The organism is Draconibacterium sediminis (assembly GCF_000949475.1).
Taxonomy (GTDB): domain Bacteria; phylum Bacteroidota; class Bacteroidia; order Bacteroidales; family Prolixibacteraceae; genus Draconibacterium; species Draconibacterium sediminis.
On the sequence record NZ_JRHC01000001.1, the window covers coordinates 62,055 to 83,101 of the forward strand.

General features: G+C 42.2%; 20 protein-coding genes. 9 read left to right on the plus strand and 11 right to left on the minus strand.

Features of this window, described 5'->3' with window-relative positions; genetic code table 11:
- Positions 1 to 5: 5 nt before the first annotated feature.
- Positions 6 to 1,862, minus strand: a complete 1,857-nt coding sequence (locus tag LH29_RS00235) for a Xaa-Pro dipeptidyl-peptidase (RefSeq protein WP_082063355.1) — start codon at positions 1,860 to 1,862, stop codon at positions 6 to 8.
- 398 nt (positions 1,863 to 2,260) lie between these two features.
- On the opposite strand from LH29_RS00235, the gene LH29_RS00240 reads away from it, so the two are divergent.
- The 3 genes from LH29_RS00240 (at position 2,261) to LH29_RS00250 (ending at position 5,161) form a co-directional block, all read left to right on the plus strand.
- A complete protein-coding gene (locus LH29_RS00240; RefSeq protein ID WP_045025555.1) occupies positions 2,261 to 2,698 on the plus strand; it encodes a DUF4395 domain-containing protein in 438 nt (145 codons plus the stop codon).
- 197 nt (positions 2,699 to 2,895) lie between these two features.
- On the plus strand, positions 2,896 to 4,200 hold the full coding sequence (locus tag LH29_RS00245; RefSeq protein ID WP_045025558.1) for an MFS transporter: 1,305 nt from the start codon (positions 2,896 to 2,898) through the stop codon (positions 4,198 to 4,200).
- Positions 4,193 to 5,161, plus strand: a complete 969-nt coding sequence (locus tag LH29_RS00250) for a glycoside hydrolase family 130 protein (RefSeq protein ID WP_045025560.1) — start codon at positions 4,193 to 4,195, stop codon at positions 5,159 to 5,161. The genes LH29_RS00245 and LH29_RS00250 overlap by 8 nt, the downstream gene beginning before the upstream one ends.
- A 90-nt stretch (positions 5,162 to 5,251) precedes the next feature.
- On the opposite strand, the gene LH29_RS00255 is transcribed toward LH29_RS00250, so the two are convergent.
- From LH29_RS00255 to LH29_RS00275, 5 genes are all read right to left on the minus strand, one after another.
- Positions 5,252 to 5,635: a hypothetical protein gene (locus tag LH29_RS00255; RefSeq protein ID WP_045025563.1), complete on the minus strand. Its 384-nt coding sequence runs from the start codon at positions 5,633 to 5,635 to the stop codon at positions 5,252 to 5,254.
- Positions 5,636 to 5,767: 132 nt separating this feature from the next.
- Positions 5,768 to 6,283 (minus strand): OmpH family outer membrane protein, encoded by a 516-nt coding sequence (locus LH29_RS00260; protein ID WP_045025566.1) that lies wholly within the window; start codon positions 6,281 to 6,283, stop codon positions 5,768 to 5,770.
- A 395-nt stretch (positions 6,284 to 6,678) separates the two neighbouring features.
- Positions 6,679 to 7,389, minus strand: a complete 711-nt coding sequence (locus LH29_RS00265) for a LolA-like protein (protein WP_045025568.1) — start codon at positions 7,387 to 7,389, stop codon at positions 6,679 to 6,681.
- 82 nt (positions 7,390 to 7,471) lie between these two features.
- A complete protein-coding gene (locus LH29_RS00270; protein WP_045025570.1) occupies positions 7,472 to 8,140 on the minus strand; it encodes a ferredoxin--NADP reductase in 669 nt (222 codons plus the stop codon).
- Between the two features lie 44 nt (positions 8,141 to 8,184).
- A complete protein-coding gene (locus LH29_RS00275) occupies positions 8,185 to 9,285 on the minus strand; it encodes an Sb-PDE family phosphodiesterase (RefSeq protein ID WP_198152312.1) in 1,101 nt (366 codons plus the stop codon).
- A 194-nt stretch (positions 9,286 to 9,479) separates the two neighbouring features.
- On the opposite strand from LH29_RS00275, the gene LH29_RS00280 reads away from it, so the two are divergent.
- From LH29_RS00280 to nagB, 3 genes are read left to right on the plus strand one after another with little or no spacing between them, the layout of a single operon-like run.
- Positions 9,480 to 10,697: an ROK family transcriptional regulator gene (locus tag LH29_RS00280; RefSeq protein ID WP_045025573.1), complete on the plus strand. Its 1,218-nt coding sequence runs from the start codon at positions 9,480 to 9,482 to the stop codon at positions 10,695 to 10,697.
- A 3-nt stretch (positions 10,698 to 10,700) separates the two neighbouring features.
- Entirely contained in the window at positions 10,701 to 13,007 is a 2,307-nt protein-coding gene (locus LH29_RS00285) for a glucosamine-6-phosphate isomerase (RefSeq protein WP_045025575.1), read from the plus strand.
- A 13-nt stretch (positions 13,008 to 13,020) separates the two neighbouring features.
- On the plus strand, positions 13,021 to 13,800 hold the full coding sequence (gene nagB, locus LH29_RS00290; protein WP_045025578.1) for a glucosamine-6-phosphate deaminase: 780 nt from the start codon (positions 13,021 to 13,023) through the stop codon (positions 13,798 to 13,800).
- A gap of 283 nt (positions 13,801 to 14,083) precedes the next feature.
- Here nagB and LH29_RS00300 read toward each other — a convergent pair whose 3' ends face one another.
- The 4 genes from LH29_RS00300 to yidD form a co-directional block, all read right to left on the minus strand.
- Entirely contained in the window at positions 14,084 to 14,893 is an 810-nt protein-coding gene (locus tag LH29_RS00300; protein ID WP_198152313.1) for a metal ABC transporter permease, read from the minus strand.
- Position 14,894: 1 nt separating this feature from the next.
- On the minus strand, positions 14,895 to 15,641 hold the full coding sequence (locus LH29_RS00305; protein WP_045025583.1) for a metal ABC transporter ATP-binding protein: 747 nt from the start codon (positions 15,639 to 15,641) through the stop codon (positions 14,895 to 14,897).
- Complete coding sequence (locus LH29_RS00310) at positions 15,641 to 16,516, minus strand: metal ABC transporter solute-binding protein, Zn/Mn family (protein WP_052670468.1); 876 nt, start codon at positions 16,514 to 16,516, stop codon at positions 15,641 to 15,643. The genes LH29_RS00305 and LH29_RS00310 overlap by 1 nt, the downstream gene beginning before the upstream one ends.
- 99 nt (positions 16,517 to 16,615) lie before the next feature.
- Positions 16,616 to 16,867: a membrane protein insertion efficiency factor YidD gene (gene yidD / locus LH29_RS00315; RefSeq protein WP_157493510.1), complete on the minus strand. Its 252-nt coding sequence runs from the start codon at positions 16,865 to 16,867 to the stop codon at positions 16,616 to 16,618.
- Positions 16,868 to 17,076: 209 nt separating this feature from the next.
- Between yidD and LH29_RS00320 the strand changes: the two genes are divergently transcribed.
- Both LH29_RS00320 and LH29_RS00325 read left to right on the plus strand, forming a co-directional pair.
- On the plus strand, positions 17,077 to 18,054 hold the full coding sequence (locus LH29_RS00320; protein ID WP_045025585.1) for an ROK family protein: 978 nt from the start codon (positions 17,077 to 17,079) through the stop codon (positions 18,052 to 18,054).
- A gap of 88 nt (positions 18,055 to 18,142) precedes the next feature.
- A complete protein-coding gene (locus tag LH29_RS00325) occupies positions 18,143 to 20,071 on the plus strand; it encodes a M1 family aminopeptidase (RefSeq protein ID WP_045025588.1) in 1,929 nt (642 codons plus the stop codon).
- A 2-nt stretch (positions 20,072 to 20,073) separates the two neighbouring features.
- Here LH29_RS00325 and LH29_RS00330 read toward each other — a convergent pair whose 3' ends face one another.
- Complete coding sequence (locus LH29_RS00330; RefSeq protein ID WP_045025590.1) at positions 20,074 to 20,478, minus strand: OsmC family protein; 405 nt, start codon at positions 20,476 to 20,478, stop codon at positions 20,074 to 20,076.
- 116 nt (positions 20,479 to 20,594) lie between these two features.
- Here LH29_RS00330 and nikR point away from each other — a divergent pair, with 116 nt between their 5' ends.
- The gene (nikR, locus tag LH29_RS00335; protein WP_045028345.1) at positions 20,595 to 20,996 is read left to right on the plus strand and encodes a nickel-responsive transcriptional regulator NikR; all 402 of its coding nucleotides are present in this window, start codon (positions 20,595 to 20,597) and stop codon (positions 20,994 to 20,996) included.
- Positions 20,997 to 21,047 lie beyond the last annotated feature (51 nt).

A 21,047-nucleotide genomic window follows, 5' to 3' on the forward strand; every position in this document is an offset into this window, starting at 1 on the left:
TCGTTTTATTGAATGGCTTTGTCGTAAGCTTCTGTTCCACCAACAACCGGAATTTCAATCCTTGTTCCGTTCAAATCAACCGTTAATTCTGTTCCGGGTGTTGGCCGAAGTGTAAAATCGCGGTCGCTCGAAAAGATCATGAGCCCGATTTGTTGTCCGGCTTTAATCACCTGGTCATCGGGTTGCAGTTCGAAAGTCATTTCGTAAAACCTACCCGGTTTTAGCGGTTCACTTTCGCGTAATGATTTATAATTCTGAAGATCGGCCCAGCCGCGTGTTATAAGATTATCGGTAATTTTTGGTTTGCGCCATTGTGAATTATTCCAGGGTAACGAAACCAGGTAAACCGAAAGATTCACTGCCGGTTTGCTACTGGCTGCCTTGATGGTAATTTTTGCTTCTCCTGATATATGAAGGTCTTCTTTCAATTCCGGACTTACAAATATTAATCGGTGCTCAGTAATTTCGGCTTGTGCCAGCGCCTCTGCCGAAAACGAGTAATTATCAACAAGGGCTTCAGCTGCTTGCTTCGATGGTTGTTCGGTAACTAAACCTCCTTTTTTGGGAGCACCGCCGGTAAGGTAAAATTTCACCGGACTCGCATCCGGGTTTGGATAGTCTTTATACGGTGTTGGCTTCTCACGCTCGTCATCCTCGCGAACGATCCAGGCTTTTGCATCGCTTTCCACACCATTTTCTATCCCAAACAAATAGCGGGTAAACCAACGGTTCATCATGCTAATTGGTGGCGGTCCGCCATGTCCGTTCTGGTGATAGTAAATTTGGGCAGGAATTCCCTTTGCTTTTGCAGCTTCGTAAATACGGTAGCTGTGCTCGGGCATTACATTCCAATCGTTAAATCCGTGCGACATTAAAAGTGCCGCCTTCATTGGCTCCATGTCGTTCAGGTAATCGCGGCCGGCCCAAAAATCATTGTAATCACCGGTAACGCGGTCTTGTCCGTTTTTCATTTCCGTATCACGAACATGCTCACGTGCGTAGGCTCGTTTTTCCAAATCGCCGCTGTGAATAAAATCAAAAAGCACATCCACATCCTCGCCCAAATAACCTCCCGGAGAGCGAACCAAACCATTGGACCGGTAATAATGATAATACGAAGTGTTGGGAGCTACCGGAATAATCGCTTCCAGTCCTTCAACACCTGTAGTGGCAGCTGCCAGCGGCAAAGTTCCGTTATACGAAGTTCCGGTCATCCCCACTTTCCCGGTACTCCAGTAAGCCTCAACTTCTTCGTTTCCACGACGGGTTTTGTAACCTTTGGCGCGTCCGCAAAGCCAGTCGATTACCGCTTTTGGCGCCAGCGATTCGTTGTCGCCGCCAACAGTTGGCGAACCATCCGACAGTCCTGTTCCGGGCGATGATGAATGCACAACAATATAACCACGAGGTACCCATGTATCTACATGCCCTTTTGAAATGATTGGTCTTTCGCCGCGGCGCTGAACTTCGGGTGGGTGTACATGTTGTTTGGGTTGCTCGCCAAGCTCGTGATGAACATCCCAGAAAAATTCGGGATTATTACCGGCCGTTCCTGCGAAATACGGGCTCGAGTTATAAACTACCGGAAGTTTTAATCCTTCGCTTTCGGTTTGCCGCGGACGTGTAACATCAACATGCATGCGGTCTAAAAGGCCATCGCCATCCGAGTCAAATTCGGTTTCCACCCACAGATCTTCGCGAATCCAATAGGCCGGATCTTCAAACGCTTTTACAATTTGTGCCTCCCCATCCTTAAAAACAGGTTTTGCCGGCTCGTTTTGTTGTGCACGACTATTAAGAGCACACAACTGCATAAGCACCAAACAGGCAACACTTAAACTCAGGTTTTTTCTAATCTTCATTCGTTCAAAAAATTTTTACGCAGTCGGTCAATGGCAATACAAAAATTGGCCCCGGACTGCTTTTGTTACAGTTTTTTATGATCTATATCCCCAAAAAACAGGGGTGATACCGATGAGAAATTAAACTGAGCTTTTGACTCGCAAACTCCCAAAAGCTCTTTAATTTTCTATCGGCATTAACCATTGTAATCTCAAAGTTTCACCAAAGCTCACTTTGAAATACAATTGGTATAACAAGCATGTTTTTGAAAAGCTAAATATAGCCACACTGAACTTTTATATGATGACGAATGACAGACTTTGTTAATTATTTGTAAGGAATTAAAGCGTAAATCATCCTTTTTGTAATTAAAAGAGTCATTTGTATTTTATTTGCATCAATTATTAACACGACAGCTATGAGACAATTGGTTTGCCCCATATCGAAAGATGTGGTGGATGAAAAAATTACCCGAATAAACGCATTGATTGGTATTTTACTGCTAATAACAGCTTTTGTTATGGATTCGTCAATCTTTTTGATTGTACTGATGGCCGACTTTTTTATGCGCGCTTTTACCAATGTAAAGCTTAGCCCGATTAGCTATGTTAGTTATTGTTTGTCGAATGCATTGAATTTAAAAGAGAAACCAATAGCAAAGGCACCAAAGATTTTTGCTGCCCGATTGGGTTTTGTAATGTCGCTAATAATTGTCGGTTTGTTCTTCGCGCAGCTAAACACGGCAGCCATTGTTGTAGCCGGCATGCTGGTATTTTTTGCATCACTTGAGTTTGCTGCAGGCATTTGTATGGGGTGCATTATATACACTTATATCGTACTACCTTTTTATAAATAATTCTACTTAATACAATTTTTCAGTTTTTAGGCTTCTGTCAGTTGACGGAGGCCTTTTTTATTATAAGTCGCGCCAAAGCTGCCCATCAATACTTGAATTAGAATTGTTCGCGCGAACTTTTAAACTGTGTTTAACAAGTTTGCAAAAAATAAAAACACTATTTTTCCGGCTTTAATCTTTAACGACTAAAACCATCAATGATAAAAGCAACAAACAAAGTTGCCAGTCCGGCAATGTGGGTTCCAACAGCCTATTTTGCAATGGGTTTACCTTTTATGGTGCTGGCACAGTCAACGGCTATCATGTATAAAAATATGGGGATCTCGGATTCCAAGATCGCCTTCTGGACCTCGCTGATTATGCTTCCGTGGACCTTAAAACCACTATGGAGCCCGGTTTTGGAAATGTTTAAATCGAAGAAGTTTTTTGTTGTTACCAGCCAGTTTATTACCGCAATAACTTTTGCTCTGATTGCTTTTGCCCTTCCGTTACCCAACTTTTTTGCCTACACCATTGCACTGCTTGGTGTTATTGGTTTTAGTGGTGCCACCAACGATATTGCAACAGATGGAGTTTACCTCAGTGTACTTTCATCAAAAGATCAGGCCAGATACATTGGCTGGCAGGGAGCGTCGTACAATGTGGGTAAATTTTTGGCCTATGGAGGGTTTGTTACCATCGCCGGAATTCTTGAGAAACAAATGGGCGTAGTAAATGCCTGGGTAGCCGTGATGCTTGGAATTGGTGGCGTAATGGCTTTGGTAGGTCTTTATCACTCGCGTATGCTACCGGGCGGAGAAGCATCAACATCAGAAGTACAAAGTCTGAAAGAAGGATTTGACACACTTTTGGATGTGCTAAGAACATTTTTTCAGAAAAAACATATTTACTGGTACATTGCTTTTATAGTGCTGTACCGTTTTGCCGAAGGGTTTGCCATAAAAATTGCACCGCTGTTTTTTAAAGCTGCGGTTGCCGATGGCGGATTGGGATTATCAACCACCGAAATTGGCGTTGTTTACGGAACTTTCGGAACAGGAGCATTTGTTGCCGGATCGTTATTAGCCGGTTATTTTATTGCACGCCGCGGGTTAAAACGAGCTCTGCTTATTCTGGTCAGCACTTTTAATATTCCGTTTTTGGTTTATGCCTTGCTGGCCCATTATCAGCCATCCAGCCTTTACCTGGTAGGTGCTGCAGTGGTTTTTGAGTATTTTGGCTATGGTTTTGGTTTTGTAGGCCTGATGTTGTTTATGATGCAACAGGTAGCCCCCGGAAAATACAAAATGGCACATTACGCTTTTGCCACCGGAATTATGAATCTTGGGTTTATGGTGCCGTCGATGCTGAGTGGTTATTTCAGCGACTGGCTGGGCTACAAATTGTTTTTTGCCTGGGTGCTGGTGGCCACAATCCCCATATTTATTGCTACACGGTTCGTTCCCTTCGGACACCCCGACAATGTTGATGAAGAAACAATAGAAACAGATAAAAATGACTAAAAAAGTTAACATACCTTTTGAAGAGCGCCCGCAAGGTAGCACCGATGTAATGTGGCGCTACTCGCAAAATCCGGTAATTGGCCGCTATGCAATTCCAACATCAAACAGTATTTTCAACAGTGCTGTTGTTCCTTTTGAAGATGGTTTTGCCGGCGTTTTTCGCTGCGATAACAAAGCTGTTCAGATGAATATTTTTGCCGGCTTCAGTAAGGACGGAATCAATTGGGACATCAATCATGAACCCATTGAAATGGTTGCCGGAAATACGGATATGATCGAATCAGATTACAAGTACGATCCGCGTGTTACCTGGATTGAAGACCGCTATTGGGTTACCTGGTGTAATGGCTACCACGGACCAACAATTGGCATTGCCTATACCTTTGATTTCAAAACCTTTCACCAGTGCGAAAACGCCTTTTTGCCATTTAACCGGAATGGTGTATTGTTCCCGGAAAAAATTAACGGAAAATATGCCATGTTAAGTCGCCCAAGCGATAACGGACACACCCCGTTTGGCGACATTTACATTAGCTATAGCCCCGACATGAAATACTGGGGCGAACACCGCTGTGTAATGAAGGTTACTCCGTTTGAGCTGAGTGCCTGGCAGTGTACAAAAATTGGCGCCGGATCGGTTCCGATTAAAACTGAAGAAGGCTGGCTGGAATTCTACCACGGTGTAATTAACACCTGCAACGGTTTCCGCTACTCAATGGGTGCTGCAATTCTCGATCTGGAAGATCCATCGAAAGTATTGTATCGCACGCAGCCATATTTACTAGCTCCTGCAGCGCCATACGAACTGGCCGGCGATGTTCCGAATGTTGTGTTCCCTTGTGCCGCACTTAGCGACGGTGAGAAAATAGCTGTTTATTACGGTGCTGCCGACACGGTTGTAGGAATGGCATTTGCTTACCAGCAAGAACTTATTGATTTTATTAAGGAGAATTCCATCTAAAACGAAGTTCACGCAAAGACGCGAAGGTTTCGCAAAGCACGCTGAGAAAAATAATGAAACATGATGATGCTCTCACTAAGAGTGAGGGCATCAATATTTTCGGGGATCACCTTCAATACGTTTTTCTTGTATAAAATATACCTTGCTGGAATCAGGCACTGCAACCGGCATATTCCAGTAATTTCCCGAAGGTTTTACAACCGGCATATTATCACCCAAAGCCATAAATAGGTCTGTTTTTGATTTTAAAAATGGATTGTCGACTGTATTTTCTTTGTTATCAGCCAAAACCAGAGATTGAGGGATCTGGTTTTCCAATTTTAATTGGGGTGAAATTGTTAAATAATCAGGTTGCTGCTGTTTCTGAAAATCATCAAATTCAATACGCGGAAGTGGTTTTATGGCGTACTCATTTTGACTTAATGAAGTAAAACTCAAACAACAAACAAACATCAAAATAACTGTTGTCTTCATATCTTTAATTTTGCTTTAGCAAGTTAACAAAGAGCACTTTAAATAACTAAGCAATTGTGGTTTTTAACATTTGCAGTACTTCATCCTTCACACATACTTTCCAAAAGTATTTTTGGGCAAAAATCTGATACTTTACTCTCCTTTTATCGCCTTCAAAACCAAAGGTGTTAAATCCTCGCTTTCGGGCGAGATATAAGCCACGTTTCCGGCACTAACATCAAGTACATAGGTAAAGTTTTGCGCACCGGCAATGTTGCTGATTTCCTGGTTAATTTGTTTGTAAATAGGCTGAATAAGCTCCATGTTGCGGTTTTGCAACTGTTGCTGTGCGGTTTGGTTGTAGGTCTGTATTTTTTGCGACTGCTCCAAAATTTCGTTTTGCCGCGTTTGTTTTACAAAATCAGAATAGGTAGCGCTTTCGGCTTCAAACTTTTCTATGGCAGCCTCATGCTCTGCAATCATTTCTTCGTAAATCTCCTGCATGTCTTTTGATTCTTTTTCTATAACCGTTTGAAGACTATCAAGCATTGGGTGTTTTTGCACCAGCTCCTGGATATTTACATGACCGATTTTCAGAGGATTTTGTGCGTTTGTAAGCGTGGCAACACAAAGAATTACCACAGCAGTTAAGAGAAACTTTATTTTCATAGTTTATAATTTAAGATTTTGAGCAAAGATGATTGAATTATTGTCCCAATACAGCTAAAAGAAGTTAAACCTGTTTGCCCCAATAGTTAACAAACCAAAAGAGTTGAAGCCGATTCTTAAATTATGTTTCTAATCTTAAAAATTGTGTAATAAAGAAAGTTCTTGAAGTTGACTTTCCCTGTAGCAGAGCCAGGTGGCATCACGCCAACATCATTTCAGCTAAATCACTGCAACCAAATTTTCTTTATTTCACCCCTCTGTCATCCGTCAGCTGAAGAATGTCATCTCCCCTCAATGAGGGAGAAAAAGCGGAACCCCATGGCAAAGCCAGTGGGAATTATTAGACAAAAAAAAGGGCGGAAAACCGCCCTTCAATATTTTATATGTGGAAAATCTTAATTTGCAGGTTTTTCGAATAGAGCATCGTCAATTGGCTCATCTAATTTTATTTCTTCCATTACCACCGACTGTTTACCCATTGGCATTTCAATCTCAATTTTGTTGGCCATTTTAATACCATTCAAATCTTTATATTCTACCATTCTGGTTACAATATCCATGGTTTGACCCATTGCTTCTGCTCTCGATTCCACTTTCGAAACCAAATAATCGCTGGCATTGATATAATAGGTTTGAACAACTCCATCCTTATCGGTAAGTTTCAGTTTGTATGCTTCAGCGCCATCAACATCAACTTTGCCCAGCATTTCAATGCTACTCCCTTTTGCTTTGTAGTTGTACAGGGCACCTTCCATATCGGCCTGGCTCATTGCTTGTTTTAACTGGTCGCCTTCCAGATCCTGAGCACCCGCTCCCATCATCGGGTTAATCATCCATCCATGTTCGCCATCGTAAGCGCTGGTAGTTTTTTGTCCCATCATTTCCATATCAACACGGAACTTGTTGGGTTTTTTTACTTTTATTTCCATGGGCATTTCCATTCCCATTACATTTACTTTTGCTTTAACATTGAATGTTTTTACATCGGCCATTTTGTCCAGGCCATTGGCTTTGTAGTAACTATCCAATACATTGTCGAGTGATTGTGCTTGTGTGCTGATTAATGCAAAAAGCATTAAGGCGGCTAATAAAAAGGTACGTTTCATTTTGATTATGTTTTATAAAATTAAGTGCTAACAATTAATACCACTAAAGTACAAATTATTACAATCGGATTCAAAAGGGGTATTAAAAATAAATTTCGGCAATTATATTGGCATAATCCACACCTCTTTCAATTAGCATATCGCGCACTTCCACAACCATTAACGCCTTTCCGCAGAGGTAATATTTTACATCGGGCAATTCCGTCAGGTTCTCCAGATAATCGGTAACCCTTCCGGGAAAAACGTCACACGATTGTTCCTGCGAGCAGCAACGAACATAATTTTTTCCCATCGACCACTCCAGTTCATCCTCGAAATAAAACTGGTTTAAATGCCGAACTCCGTGTATAAGTGTTTTATTCTCAGAAATTCCCGAGCGGTACATGGCATAAAAAGGAGCAATTCCGGTTCCGGTGGCAATCCACCAGGCCGGCTCGCTGGTTCCCAGAAAACTACCGTAGGGTTCCGATACATACAAAATATCTCCCGGAATCATGGCTGCCATTTTGGGGGTTAAAAAACCATCGTCTTTAATGTTGAACAGGATTCGGATCTCATCCTCCTGGTTGCCGCTGCAAATGCTGTAAATACGCGGTGCGTGATCGGTGTCGACGCCGATTTTTACCACTTGCCCGGGCAAAAAATCCGAATTCCGTTTAAAAGATATCACATGCACTCCGGGCGATATCTCTTCATTATTGGTTATTACCTGCTTTACTAATGGTGCTTCTTTTTTTGCTCTTGCTGACATTATATTCAAATAGAAAAACTAAAGCATCGTAACAAAGCATTTGGCTAATTGTTTCGGAAAGTGAATGTTACCACAAGCGGATCATCAACTCCGGTAAGCATATTATTTACCCGGTAATAAACATCCAGGTTGTTGGCATTTGCCACCTCATCCGAATTGCCGCTTAAACTCAGTGCCGAAACATGATGCGCTTTCAATTTAATCGTTTCCGGAGCATCGAAACCCACACCGGGCTGAACCAGCTCCAGTTCGTAATCTAGATCCGAATTATTGGAGATTTTTACCACTCTCGATTCTTTGTTTCTAAGTTTTATCGGCTTGGTATCGTATTTTAACGACCCGAAAAAAAGCGGCTCCAGGTATTCAGAACGGCCGACAATGGTATTGTCAAAATAAACAGCAGTTCGTCCATCGAACAAAGCTTCTTTAATTCCACCAATAGTACGGCTTTTTGCAAAAACAAGGGTAAGCGGCCGGTGTCCGTCGTTAACATCCATTGGCCCGTGCACATCGGAATTTCCCAACATGGTTAGTTTCTTTTCGTTCGCCCATACCAGGGCTTCCGGGCAAAACTCCCAGTTATAAACTTCAATTCCGTGCAACATATCATTTTCGAAAAAGTAGGAATGTTCGTCCCACCACAAAACCGAGTCGGGTTGCTGTGCATCCCAGCACGGATGATTCCACATAAGAAATGCACCTTGATCGCGTGCCTCTTTTACAGCATCCTGCGCATCATCCAGTTCCAGTAAATTGGCATTTTTTATAAACAATGCATTTAAGTGTCCCGGCGGCATACTGCGCGTAATTTCTGCTCCTTTAATCAGCAAAATTTCTGATTGATCGGCCAATGGTTTTGCCAAATCGTACGAACGGTTGTGATCGGCCACCACATCAATCGAATGCGGCCGATATTCGATGTGATCGGTAATTGAAATGGCATCCAGCCCCTCATTCCAGGCTTCTTCAATACGAACAGTTGGCCATACAGTACCATCAGAAAATACGGTGTGCATGTGCAAATCGCACTTTAGTGTTTGGTAACCACTAATATTCGGAATGTTAATTATTCGTCGTGCCTGCGCAAAAAGTACCCCGCTGCTAACAACTAGCAATACAATTATAAACCCAAATTTTTTCATCATGCCGGAAGATTTTATGTAAATGTATCCGATTATAAATATCATCGAAAGTAATTAACATTAAAATATTATCATATTAATTTTTTATGAATTGTAAATGAATGGTTAAATTTAGGAGAATTAACACATTCTTTTTAATTTTTTTAAAAAGAAGCTTGTTTCATATTTAAAATATTCTGATTTTTGCACCAACAGTTATGGAAAAACTATTTAAAACCACAGGAAATCAAAGTCAGGCAGTTGAACAAAAAAAGATTGCCCAGAAAAAACAGATTCTTCGTTCAATCTATTTCAACGGGCCACTTTCAAATTCCGACCTTGCCCGCCAAATAAAATTAAGTACACCAAAAATAAACAGCTTATTACTCGAGCTTATTGAAGACCAACTGGTAACCGAATTAGGACGTGGCGACTCGAGTGGTGGCCGGCGCCCCAATATTTACGGGCTTGTTGAAAACGGTTTTTATGTAGTTGGAATAACTATAAATGTGGCCCGTACAATTATTTCCATTTTCAACAGCTGTAACCAGGAGGTTAGCGGCCCGCATTATTTCCCCATAAAAATGTCGTCGGACATTAACATTTTTAACCAGGTAAATGCCGAACTGGAAAAGGTTATTCAAGACAGCAATATCAACCGTGAAAAAATTCTGGTGGCCGGACTTGAATTACCGGGTTTGATCAACCAAAAAGAAGGCATTAACCAAACGTATTTCCCGGAAGAAAAAGACCTGTTTTCGAAACTGCAGAATATATTCGGAATACCGGTTTTTATTAGTCACGATGCCAAATTACGCACCTTTGCCGAACAGTATTTTGGACTGGCAAAAGGCAAGAAGAACGTGTTGATGCTGCAAGCCGACTGGGGATTGGGACTGGGTATAATTATTAATGGAAAATTGTACACCGGAAAATCGGGTTACTCGGGCGAATTTGGCCACCTGCCACTGGCCGATAACGGAGTACTTTGTGTGTGCGGAAAGCAGGGCTGTTTGGAAACCATTGTTTCGGCCAACGCCATTGCACGCCAGGCCCGCGAAGGAATTGAGCAAGGCCATTCGTCGCTGATAAAAGAACTTGTAAAAGACGATTTAAACAAAATAGATATCTCAACAGTTATTCAGGCTGCCAACTCCGGCGACCAGTTTGCCATTTCGCTCTTCTCGGAAGTAGGAAAATGGCTGGGACGAGGAATGGCTTATCTGATTCAGATTTTTAATCCTGAGTTGATCATTATTGGTGGACAAGTTGCCGTGGCAAGTCAGTTTATTCTGGCACCTATACAACAGGCCATTCATACATTTAGTAACCGCGACATAAGCAACGAAACCCAAATTCAGTTTTCGGAACTGGGAACCAAAGCCGGAACGATGGGAGCAGCAGCTTATGCGCTGGAAAGAATATCAAAAAAATAAAATATGACAGTCAATTTTACAAAGGTTGAAGAAGCATTTTTCGAAGAAACAAAGTCAAAGAAAATTTCGACCAGAATTCCGTATATCACCACTGAAAGTTTCCCAAAGCTGGGGCTGCTTTCGGCATTAAGCTTTTTAGAGTGGGCAAGTAAAAACCCTAAGGGTGTAGCCTGTTTACCAACCGGGAAAACGGCGCAGTATTTTCTGGATTTCACCCATCTTTTGCTTGATAACTGGAATAACAAGAAAGGAAAAGACTTTTTGGAGAAATATGGTTTAGCCGATGTAAAAAAGCCTGATCTGAGCGAGCTCTCCTTTGTACAAATGGGCGAGTTTTTCCCCATTAACCCGGAGCAACACAACAGCCTTTACAACTACGCACAAAAACAATACATTGAAGGTTTAGGCTTTAAAAAAGAAAATGCCCTGCTCATTAATTCCGAAGACATTAAACTGGCAGAAGGCAAACATTATTCCGAGATCTTCCCGGATTATAAGATCGATCTGTCTTTACGTTACCGCGAAGCAAAAACACATCAGGAGCAATTGCAACAAGAATCGATTTTTAATATCGATAACTGGTGTACAGCTTACGAAAATAAGATTCGCCAAAAAGGTGGAATCGGCTTCTTTTTAAGTGGTATTGGCCCCGATGGATTGATCGCATTCAATACACGCGGATCTGATCATTTTTCATCAACACGTTTAACCGAAACAAACTTTGAAACGCAAGCCATAACGGCTGCCGATTTGGGTGGAATTGAAGTATCGAAAAACCGCCTGGTTATTACCATCGGTTTGGGTACACTTACTTTTAATCCGGATAACAAAGCAATTGTTTACGCCGCCGGTGAAGCCATTGCCGACACCATCAAAGCGTCGTTGGAAAAAGAACCTTCAGTAACGTATCCGGCAACAGCTCTGCAAAAATTAAAAAATGCCCGTTTTTACCTTACCGATGGTGCAGCGGTGACGTTGGAAGATAGTATCGAGTATTTCTACACCGGTACACCGTGGAACCACCAGAAAACTGAACGCGCAGTTATTGAGCTCTGCAAAAAGATAAACAAGTTTGGCTCGAAATTGGATTTGGAAGACCTGAAAGCCGACAAATACTGTAGTATGATTCCTGGTCTGAATGAAAACACGGTTCAGTCGGTTATCGATTCTATTTTGGAGAAACTGCAAAAAGGAATGCAAAAAGAGGTGAACCAGGTGTATTATCACACCGGCCCGCACCACGACGATATTATGCTTGGCATTATGCCATCAACCAACCGCCAGTCGCGCGATGCAAGCAATGAGCTCCATTTTTCGGTAGCAACTTCGGGATTTACAGCGGTAACAAATACCTTTTTGTACAATGTGCTGGTTGACACTAAAGACCTGATCAACCAGGGTAAAATTGAAATGATCAATTTCCCCGACTTTTTTAAAGACGGGCACAAATACAAGTGGGACAAAGACATTTACCACTACCTCGACAACATTGCAGCGCAGGATGAAGAAGAAAAACGCCGTGGAGTTTGCCACCGTGTAGTACGTGCGCTGGTTTTAATCTGGGGAATTAAAAACGAAGAAGAACTTCGTGAAACGATTTTCGAGGTACTCTCCAGTCTGAGAAATACTTACGATGGCGGAAAAAATCCTCCAAAAATTCAGAAGCTGAAAGGAATGATCCGTGAGTTTGAAGAGGAACTGGTTTGGGCGCACTACGGCATTATGGTGAAAAACGTTCACCACCTGCGTTTGGGCTTTTACTCGGGCGAATCGAACTACGACAAAGACATTCTTCCTATTCTGGAGGACTTCCGGAAATACAAGCCAACAGTTATTAGTTTGGCAATGGATCCGCAGGGAAGCGGCCCCGACACGCACTACAAAGTGCTGATGGCAATTGCAAAAGCAGTTGAAGACTGGAGCAAAGAAGAAGACCTGAGCAAGCTGCGAATTGTTGGTTACCGTAATGTGTGGTTTAAATACAACCCGTGGGATGTTGAAGTGATCGTTCCGGTTTCGTTAAACTCGCTGGCAACACTGGGTAAATCATTCTCGGAATGCTACATTACGCAGGTAAATGCATCGTTCCCGAGTTACCAGCTGGATGGTAAATTCAGCGACCTTACGCAACGTGTTTGGTTCGATCAGCACAAACAAATACAACTGCTGTTGGGTAAAAACTTTTTCTACCAAAACGAATCGCCACTGCTACGCGCTACTCACGGAGTAATTTACCACCGCGAATTAACAGTTGAGCAATTCCTTGAAGAAGCCCAGAAACTGGGAAAAGCAACGGAAAATATACTTTAAAAACCAGAATATAATGAAACTAGTAATTCATAATAACTACGATGGATTAAGCATTTGGGCTGCCAACCATATTGCCGAGAGAATTTGTGATTTTAATCCATCGGCAGAAAAACCATTTGTGCTGGGTTTACCAACCGGATCAACGCCGCTGGGAACCTACAAAGCACTGATCGACTTGTACAAACAAGGAAAAGTAACGTTTAAAAACGTGGTTACTTTTAACATGGACGAATACGTGGGCATTGCCGAAGATCATCCGGAAAGCTACCACAGTTTTATGTTCGAAAACTTTTTTAATCACATCGATATTCCAAAAGAAAACATCAATATTCTTGACGGAAATGCCAAGGACTTAGATGCTGAATGCGAACGTTACGAAGCCAAAATTGAATCGTACGGAGGTATTGAATTGTTTATGGGCGGAATGGGCGCCGATGGTCACCTGGCATTTAATATTCCGGGATCGTCGATTCAGTCACGCACGCGTTTGGTTGATTTGAACTACGACACGATTGTGGCCAACTCGCGTTTTTTCGATAACGATTTAAACCAGGTGCCAAAACAGGCTTTAACAGTTGGTGTGCAAACAGTACTCGACTCGAAAGAAGTATTGGTTTTGGTGAACGGCTACAAAAAAGCCCGCGCACTGCAAAATGTAGTGGAAAACGGAATTAACCACATGTGGACATTGTCGGCGCTGCAAATGCACCCGAATGGCATTATTGTTTGCGACGAAGATGCCACAATGGAACTAAAAGTAGGTACGGTAAAGTATTTTAAAGAATCAGTTTAACTAACTGGATCCCAACAAAATAAAACTGCCCGCCTGATGATTCAGAGCGGGCAGTTGTTTTATATTTTTTCTGTGGATAGTTTCCAAAATCCACTACGCTACTCACTTGCAGATCTTTTTCGGACGGGCTTAATAACCACCTCCTGTTCGCACTGCGGGCAAATATAAATTTCGCATCCGGTGCAGGCAAAACAATTACTGCACGTGCGCGGAACATCGAGATTCGAGAACTGAAAATTACAGTATGAACAGGTGTATATTTTTTCCTTTTTGGGTGCAAACATTACACAAACGTTTTAACCAAACGAAGTATTCCGAAAATAATAACCAGCGTAAAAATGATAGCGGCTCCCGAAGGAATATTCAGGAAGTAGGAAATAAACAAACCGGCTATTGTGCCCACAAAAGCAAACAACGACGAATACACCAGCAGGCGTTTAAAATCGTTGGTGAATAAATTGGCTGTTGCCTGCGGTATGGTCAGCAACGACAAAATAAGAATGATACCCACTACCCTGATATTCAACACAACGGTTAGTGCAATGAGCACCATTATGAGGTAATTAAACAAAGCCACCGGCAAACCTGCTGTGCGTGCAAACTCTTCGTCGAAAGCGATGTAAAGGATTTTACGCAGAAATACGGCAAAGAATAGTACAATTACCGAGTTCAGCATAAACATCCACCAAAGCTCGGAAGTAGTTACCGTAAGAATATTCCCGAACAGGTAGCTCATCAGGTTTGGTGTATATCCGGGAGTAAGGAAAACAAAAATAATTCCCAGCGCCATTCCCAGCGACCACCAAATGGCAATGGAAGAATCTTCCCTGATTTCGGCTACTTTGGTAAAAAACTGAATGCCCAAAGCCGATAAAACAGCAAAAAGCACGGCCCCCAGCAAGGGGTTAAAGCCGAGGAAAAATGCCAAGCCGATTCCGCCAAACGAAGCGTGCGTTATTCCGCCACTAATAAACACAATACGCCGCGAAACGATGTAAGCCCCAATAATTCCGCACGAGATACTGGCAAACACGGCAGCCAAAAAGGCTTTCTGAAAAAAATCGTATGAAAATAATTCTATTATCGCGTTCATATTAATGATGATGGTGCTTTAAAACGGTATGCGGAATTTCGCCATGCGAGATGATTTGAATCGGGCAATTATAATTGGCCAGCTGCTCTTGCGAAATTACGTTACTCGGGTGATAATGCAGGTACTTATTTACACAGGCAATAGATTTTACGCAGCTCGTTATGGTACCCACATCGTGCGACACCAAAAGTATGGCAAGCTCTTCGTTTAACTTCTCCAACTTTTCGTAAAGTTCGCCTTCAAAACGGTTATCCACAAAAGTATCCGGCTCATCAAGGATGAGCAATTTAGGATCGCTTAACAAAGCACGGCATAAAAACACACGTTGCATTTGCCCGCCCGACAATTCGCCAATGGCTTTGTTCCGAATACCGGCAACACCCATTTCTTCCAGCAATGCTTCCGCTTTATCTTTTGCAATGCTCTTGGCATTTTGGCGATTTTGCATAATACCACCCGAAAGTACCACATCGAAAACAGTGATCGGGAATTTCCGGTCAATATGTCGTACCTGTGGCAAGTAGCCAATTGGTTTTTTCCGGCCGCTCATTTCTTTCGAGAAATGTATTTTCCCCGATTCCGGTCTCTTTAATCCCAGAATAGCTTTTAGAAGTGTTGTCTTACCTCCTCCGTTGGGCCCGATAACTCCCAGAAAATCGTTCTCCCGAATTTCGAGATCGACATTTTCCAGCACCGGCACCTTATCGTAAGCAACCGTCAGATTTTCTATTTTAATTAACGGATCCATTAAAAATTATCGATCAGAATTTGAGTCATAGTTCTCAGGTTTTCTTCCCACTCAGGTTTAAGCGGCGCCACCTGCATGATTTTACCTCCAATTTCATCGGCAAAAACGCGGGCATGTTCCCGGTCGAATTCGCTTTGAATATAAATAACTTTTATGCCTTCTGACTTGGCAATGTCAACCACTTCGCGCAAGTGTTGCGGCGTTGGCTCTTTTCCGCCGGTTTCAAGCGAGTACTGCTCTAAACCATATTCGCGGGCATAGTACGAAAGGCTCGGGTGAAAAACGATAAATTTTCGTCCGGCGTAATCTTTTAACTGATTTTTAAGATCGATATGGAGCTGATCACATTCTTTCACAAAACGCATGTAATTGGCCTTGTAATCACCTGCCTTTTCGGGTTTTAATGCCGAAAGTTCATCGAGAATTACTTTTGCCATTTGTTTTACCATAACCGGCGACAGCCACACGTGCGGATCAACACCATCAATATGCACATGGTCGCCGTGTTGCTCCATTTTGTCGGCAATCAAATCCAGTCCTTCCGAAATATTTACCACCTTCATTTTGGTATTGGCCTGCTTAATTTTATCGGCCCACGAATGTTCGAAACCAATGTAACCAATACGAAACCAAACAGCCGAACGCGAAATATCTTTCAATTGAGAGGGCAAAAGTGTATAGGCTGCCGGGCTCGATCCGGGTGGAATAAGCAGGTTTATTTCAAAATCATCGCCCGCAATTTTCTCGACAAACGTTTTTTGTGGTAAAATACTCACAGTAACAACGTCGGCCGCGGCACTCTTATCTGATTTCTTTTGGTTCCCGCACGATGCAAACAACGTAGCCACAACCAATAAAAGGATTATTCTCTTCATCAATGTATTTTTTAGTGTCTCATTTTAACAATGTTCCACAAATTTAGTTTTATGTTTTGGAATAAATAAATTGAACTCAGCTAAATGCTTTTTAACCCGCTATTCTTTTGGCGGAACGGGGTCGTAACCATGCGTTCCCCACGGATGGCATTTTGAAAGTCGCCTGACAGTAAGCACAAATCCTTTGAACGGACCATGGATTTTTATGGCCTTTACTGCATACTCCGAACATGTGGGAACGTGCCGGCACGATGCCGGAGTAAGTGGCGATATTCCGTATTTGTAAATATAAATCGGAATTAAAAGTATCCACCCCAAAAACTTCAGAATTGCTTTACCAATTGTTTTCATAATTATCAAGAAACAAAGGTAAGATTAAAATTCATCGTTGATTGGCGTTCTGAAATTCAGATTCATCTTAAAAAACGTTAAAGCTTAATTGAATTCAAAATAAATAGCCATAAACCGATGTCCGGCTCCCTTCCAATTGCATAATATTTTTAATTTTGCTAACACACAGAAAATGCAGATAAAATCTAAATTAATAAGCTTAATAAAAAATGAAAAAAGTAGCAATTGGAGTTGATATTGGCGGAACAAATACTGCCATTGGCGTAGTTGACGCGGAAGGACATGTGATGGTTAAAGACAATATTTCTACACCATCGCATGGCGATATCGACCAATACATCTCAGATTTGGCAGCAGCCATTAAAGAACTGATCAAATCAGTAAAGTTATTGAATGAGAATTTAGAAGTAGTTGGAATAGGAATTGGCGCTCCAAATGGTAATTACTACAGCGGAACAATTGAATATGCTCCAAACTTATCGTTTAAAGGAGTGGTTCGTTTAGTTGAATTACTTCGTGCACACTTCCCTGAAATGGAAGCACTTGCACTTACAAACGATGCAAATGCAGCAGCCATTGGCGAAATGATTTACGGTGGTGCCAAAGACATGAAAAACTTTGTAATGTTCACCCTTGGTACCGGTGTTGGTAGCGGTATTGTTGTAAATGGCGACCTGGTATACGGAAATGATGGTTTTGCCGGAGAATGTGGTCACACCACACTTATTCCTGGCGGACGTTTGTGCGGATGTACAGCGCTGGGCCACTTAGAGGCTTATTGCTCGGCTCCAGGAATGAAACGTACTGCTTTTGAATTGATGGTTCAGTACAACGCAACCGACAGTATTCTGGCCGACAAATCGTTTAACGAGCTGGACTCGAAAATGATTTACGACGCTGCTGAAAAAGGCGACAAAATTGCTTTGGAGGTATTTGAAAAAACAGGTGCATGGTTAGGACAAGGTTTGGCTGACACCGTTCACCACCTGAGCCCTGAAGCAGTATTCCTGTTTGGCGGACCAACTGCTGCCGGTGATTACATTTTCAAACCAACCAAAAAGCACATGGAAAAACACTTGCTTCCTATCTTTAAAGATAAAATCAAGATTCTTCCATCGGAATTAAAGCCTGGTGATGCAGCTATTGTTGGAGCCAGCGCACTGGCCTGGAAAGAGCTTGAAAAATAAAAAGTATATCCTTATAAAATCGAAAGCGGACCATTATGGTTCGCTTTTTTTTGCTTTAAATCTTCATTCGGAATTGTATCTTTAAGCAATGATAAGATTCGTCCACATCCTTCTCTTTCTTTACATTTCCGTCAATGCCATTGCGCAGGAGAATGAACTGTTCATCTCAGACAAAATAGCACTAGAAGAAAGTCGGAATTTTGTGCTGAAATCGAATTTTATCGAGAGCCAAAATTACAGCCTTACCGACTTTATCTATCAGCGGATGGAATGGCAGGTCGATCCGGCGGTTCGTTACATTTCCGGGAAAGTTACCACCCACTTTAAGAGCCAAACGGGCTTACTGAACACAGTTGAATTTGATCTTTCAGATTCCTTAACTGTCGATTCGGTTATAATCAGAAATAAAACCGCCACATTCACCCATCAGAATAATAAACTTGAAGTTGATCTGCCTGAATCTCTTTTGCCCGATCAGCTTGATTCTGTTTCGGTTTTTTATCAAGGAGTTCCTCCAACATCAGGTTTTGGTTCTTTTGAAACCAGTTTTCACGGCAGTGAATTTACACCGGTTTTATGGACTCTTTCGGAACCGTATGGTGCTTTGGAATGGTGGCCCTGCAAGCAGTCGCTGGCCAATAAAATCGACTCGATTGATGTGATTGTTACCACACCAAAAAAGTATAAAACAGCAAGTAACGGCATATTGGTTTCCGAGCAATTAAGCGATACCACCAGAACCATGCACTGGGAACACCGTTTTCCGATTGCAACCTATTTGGTTGCGATTGCAGTGACTGATTATGAACGCTATTCGGATTACCTGGAAACGGGAAATGGCGACTCCATTGAAATCCTGAATTACGTTTATCCCGAGGATCTTGAAGATGCCAAAAGCAAAACTCCGGTAACTGCCGAAATTATGCAATTTTACCAAAACCTTGTTGGAGATTATCCTTTTGCGGCCGAAAAATATGGCCACGCGCAGTTTGGCTGGGGCGGCGGAATGGAGCATCAAACCATGAGTTTTATGGGGAATTTTGGTTTCGGATTGATAGCCCATGAACTGGCCCATCAGTGGTTTGGCGATTACATAACGCCGGGATCGTGGCAGGATATATGGCTAAACGAAGGATTTGCTACCTACTTAACCGGACTATCGTACGAAAATATTGAAACCAACTGGTGGCCGGTGTGGAAACAAGTGTATTCCGACCAGGTAAAACAGCAGCCCGATGGTTCAGTTTATGTTGCCGATACCACATCAGTGGCGCGCATTTTTAGCAGTCGCTTATCGTATGCAAAAGGAGGCTATTTACTGCACATGTTGCGTTGGGTAATTGGTGATGATGCCTTTTTTCAGGGTCTGAAAAACTATTTCAACGATCCGGCAGTTGCCAATGCTTTTGCCCGCTCCGAAGATGCGATAACCCATTTTGAGCAGGTAGCCGATACCAGCCTTGCTGAGTTCTTTAACGACTGGTTGTATGGCGAAGGTTATCCGGTTTATTCGGCCAGTTTTAAACCGGGTGACGAAGGAAAAACCTTGATAACGCTGAGTCAAACTACAACGCATCAATCGGTTGATTTTTTCGAAATGCCGGTGCCTGTGCGCTTATTCAATGCCGGTCGCACCGATTCGCTCGATGTTAGACTGAATCACACCAGCAACCAACAACAATTTATCGTCGACACCGAATTCCATGTTGCAGAAATGGTGATTGATCCTGATCTCTGGCTAATTTCTGAAACACAGGAGATTGTTGGTGTTCCGGTAGAAACCAATACCCAAACCATAGAAATCTTCCCCAATCCGGCTACCACTGAAATCAGCTTACGAATTTCTTCGTCGATGAAAATCACTGGCATCCGTATTTTCGATATGAACGGTGCGGAAGTAAAACATTTCGCCATAAATCCGAATAAAATAAATATCACCGGCCTCGTTCCCGGAATATATCTGCTAAAAGCCGAACTGGCTGACGGAACTTTTCAAGACCGTTTTATCAAACACTGAAGCTACCAGTTGAACTTGATGGTTTGAACCAGATCAGGATGTAAACTTAAGGGCACCGGACTAATGCCGGCAACACTTTCAACCAGCTGCTTTTCTTCGTCGGTATAGTTTTTTGCCGGAAAAGTAAATTCCACAACCACCTCGGCTACACGTCGCGGATCGGAAGCCATTATTTTCGTTACATCAACCTGAGTTCCCTCAATATCAATTCCGTTATCGCGGGCTTTTATTCCCATAATGGTCATTATACAACTTCCCAAAGCCGTTGCCAGCAGGTCGGTTGGCGAGAAATATTCTCCTTTTCCACGATTATCAGTCGGCGCATCAGTTATCACTTTGTTACCCGATTGCAGGTGCTCATTTTCGGTGCGTAACTCGCCCAGGTAAATGGTTTTTATCGTTGTCATACCCTATCAATTTATTTGGTTTAAAGATAAAGCATTTTGAACAATCCGGATTTTACTACCGCAGATTCATTCTATTTTCATACATTCGTGTTACGAATATTAAAATTAGTATTACCATGGCCGTTTCCAGGTTTGGCGTTTCGTTAGATGAAGAACTCCTTGAAGCTCTCGACAAGTATGTTGATGACAATGCATTTGCCAACCGTTCGCGCGCTATCCGTCACCTTATCGAAAAGAATTTAGTGGAGGAAAAGTGGAAATGTGATAACATTGTGGCCGGTGCAGTTATCATTGTCTTCAACCACGAAAAAAAGGATATACTAAAGAAATCGGCCGAGATTCAATACGAACACAAGGAGTTTATTCTTTCGTCGCAGGGCTTTTATTTAAACGAGTTGAATTACATGGAAATTATTGCTGTTAAAGGTCCCTCGCGAAAACTAACTGAAATTTCAGAGCAGCTCATTAGCCTGAAAGGGATACAGCATGGAAAATTGGTAATGAGTAAAGCCGAATAATTTTTTTGGCCAAATGGTAACACGATTAAATTAATACGTAACACAATAAAC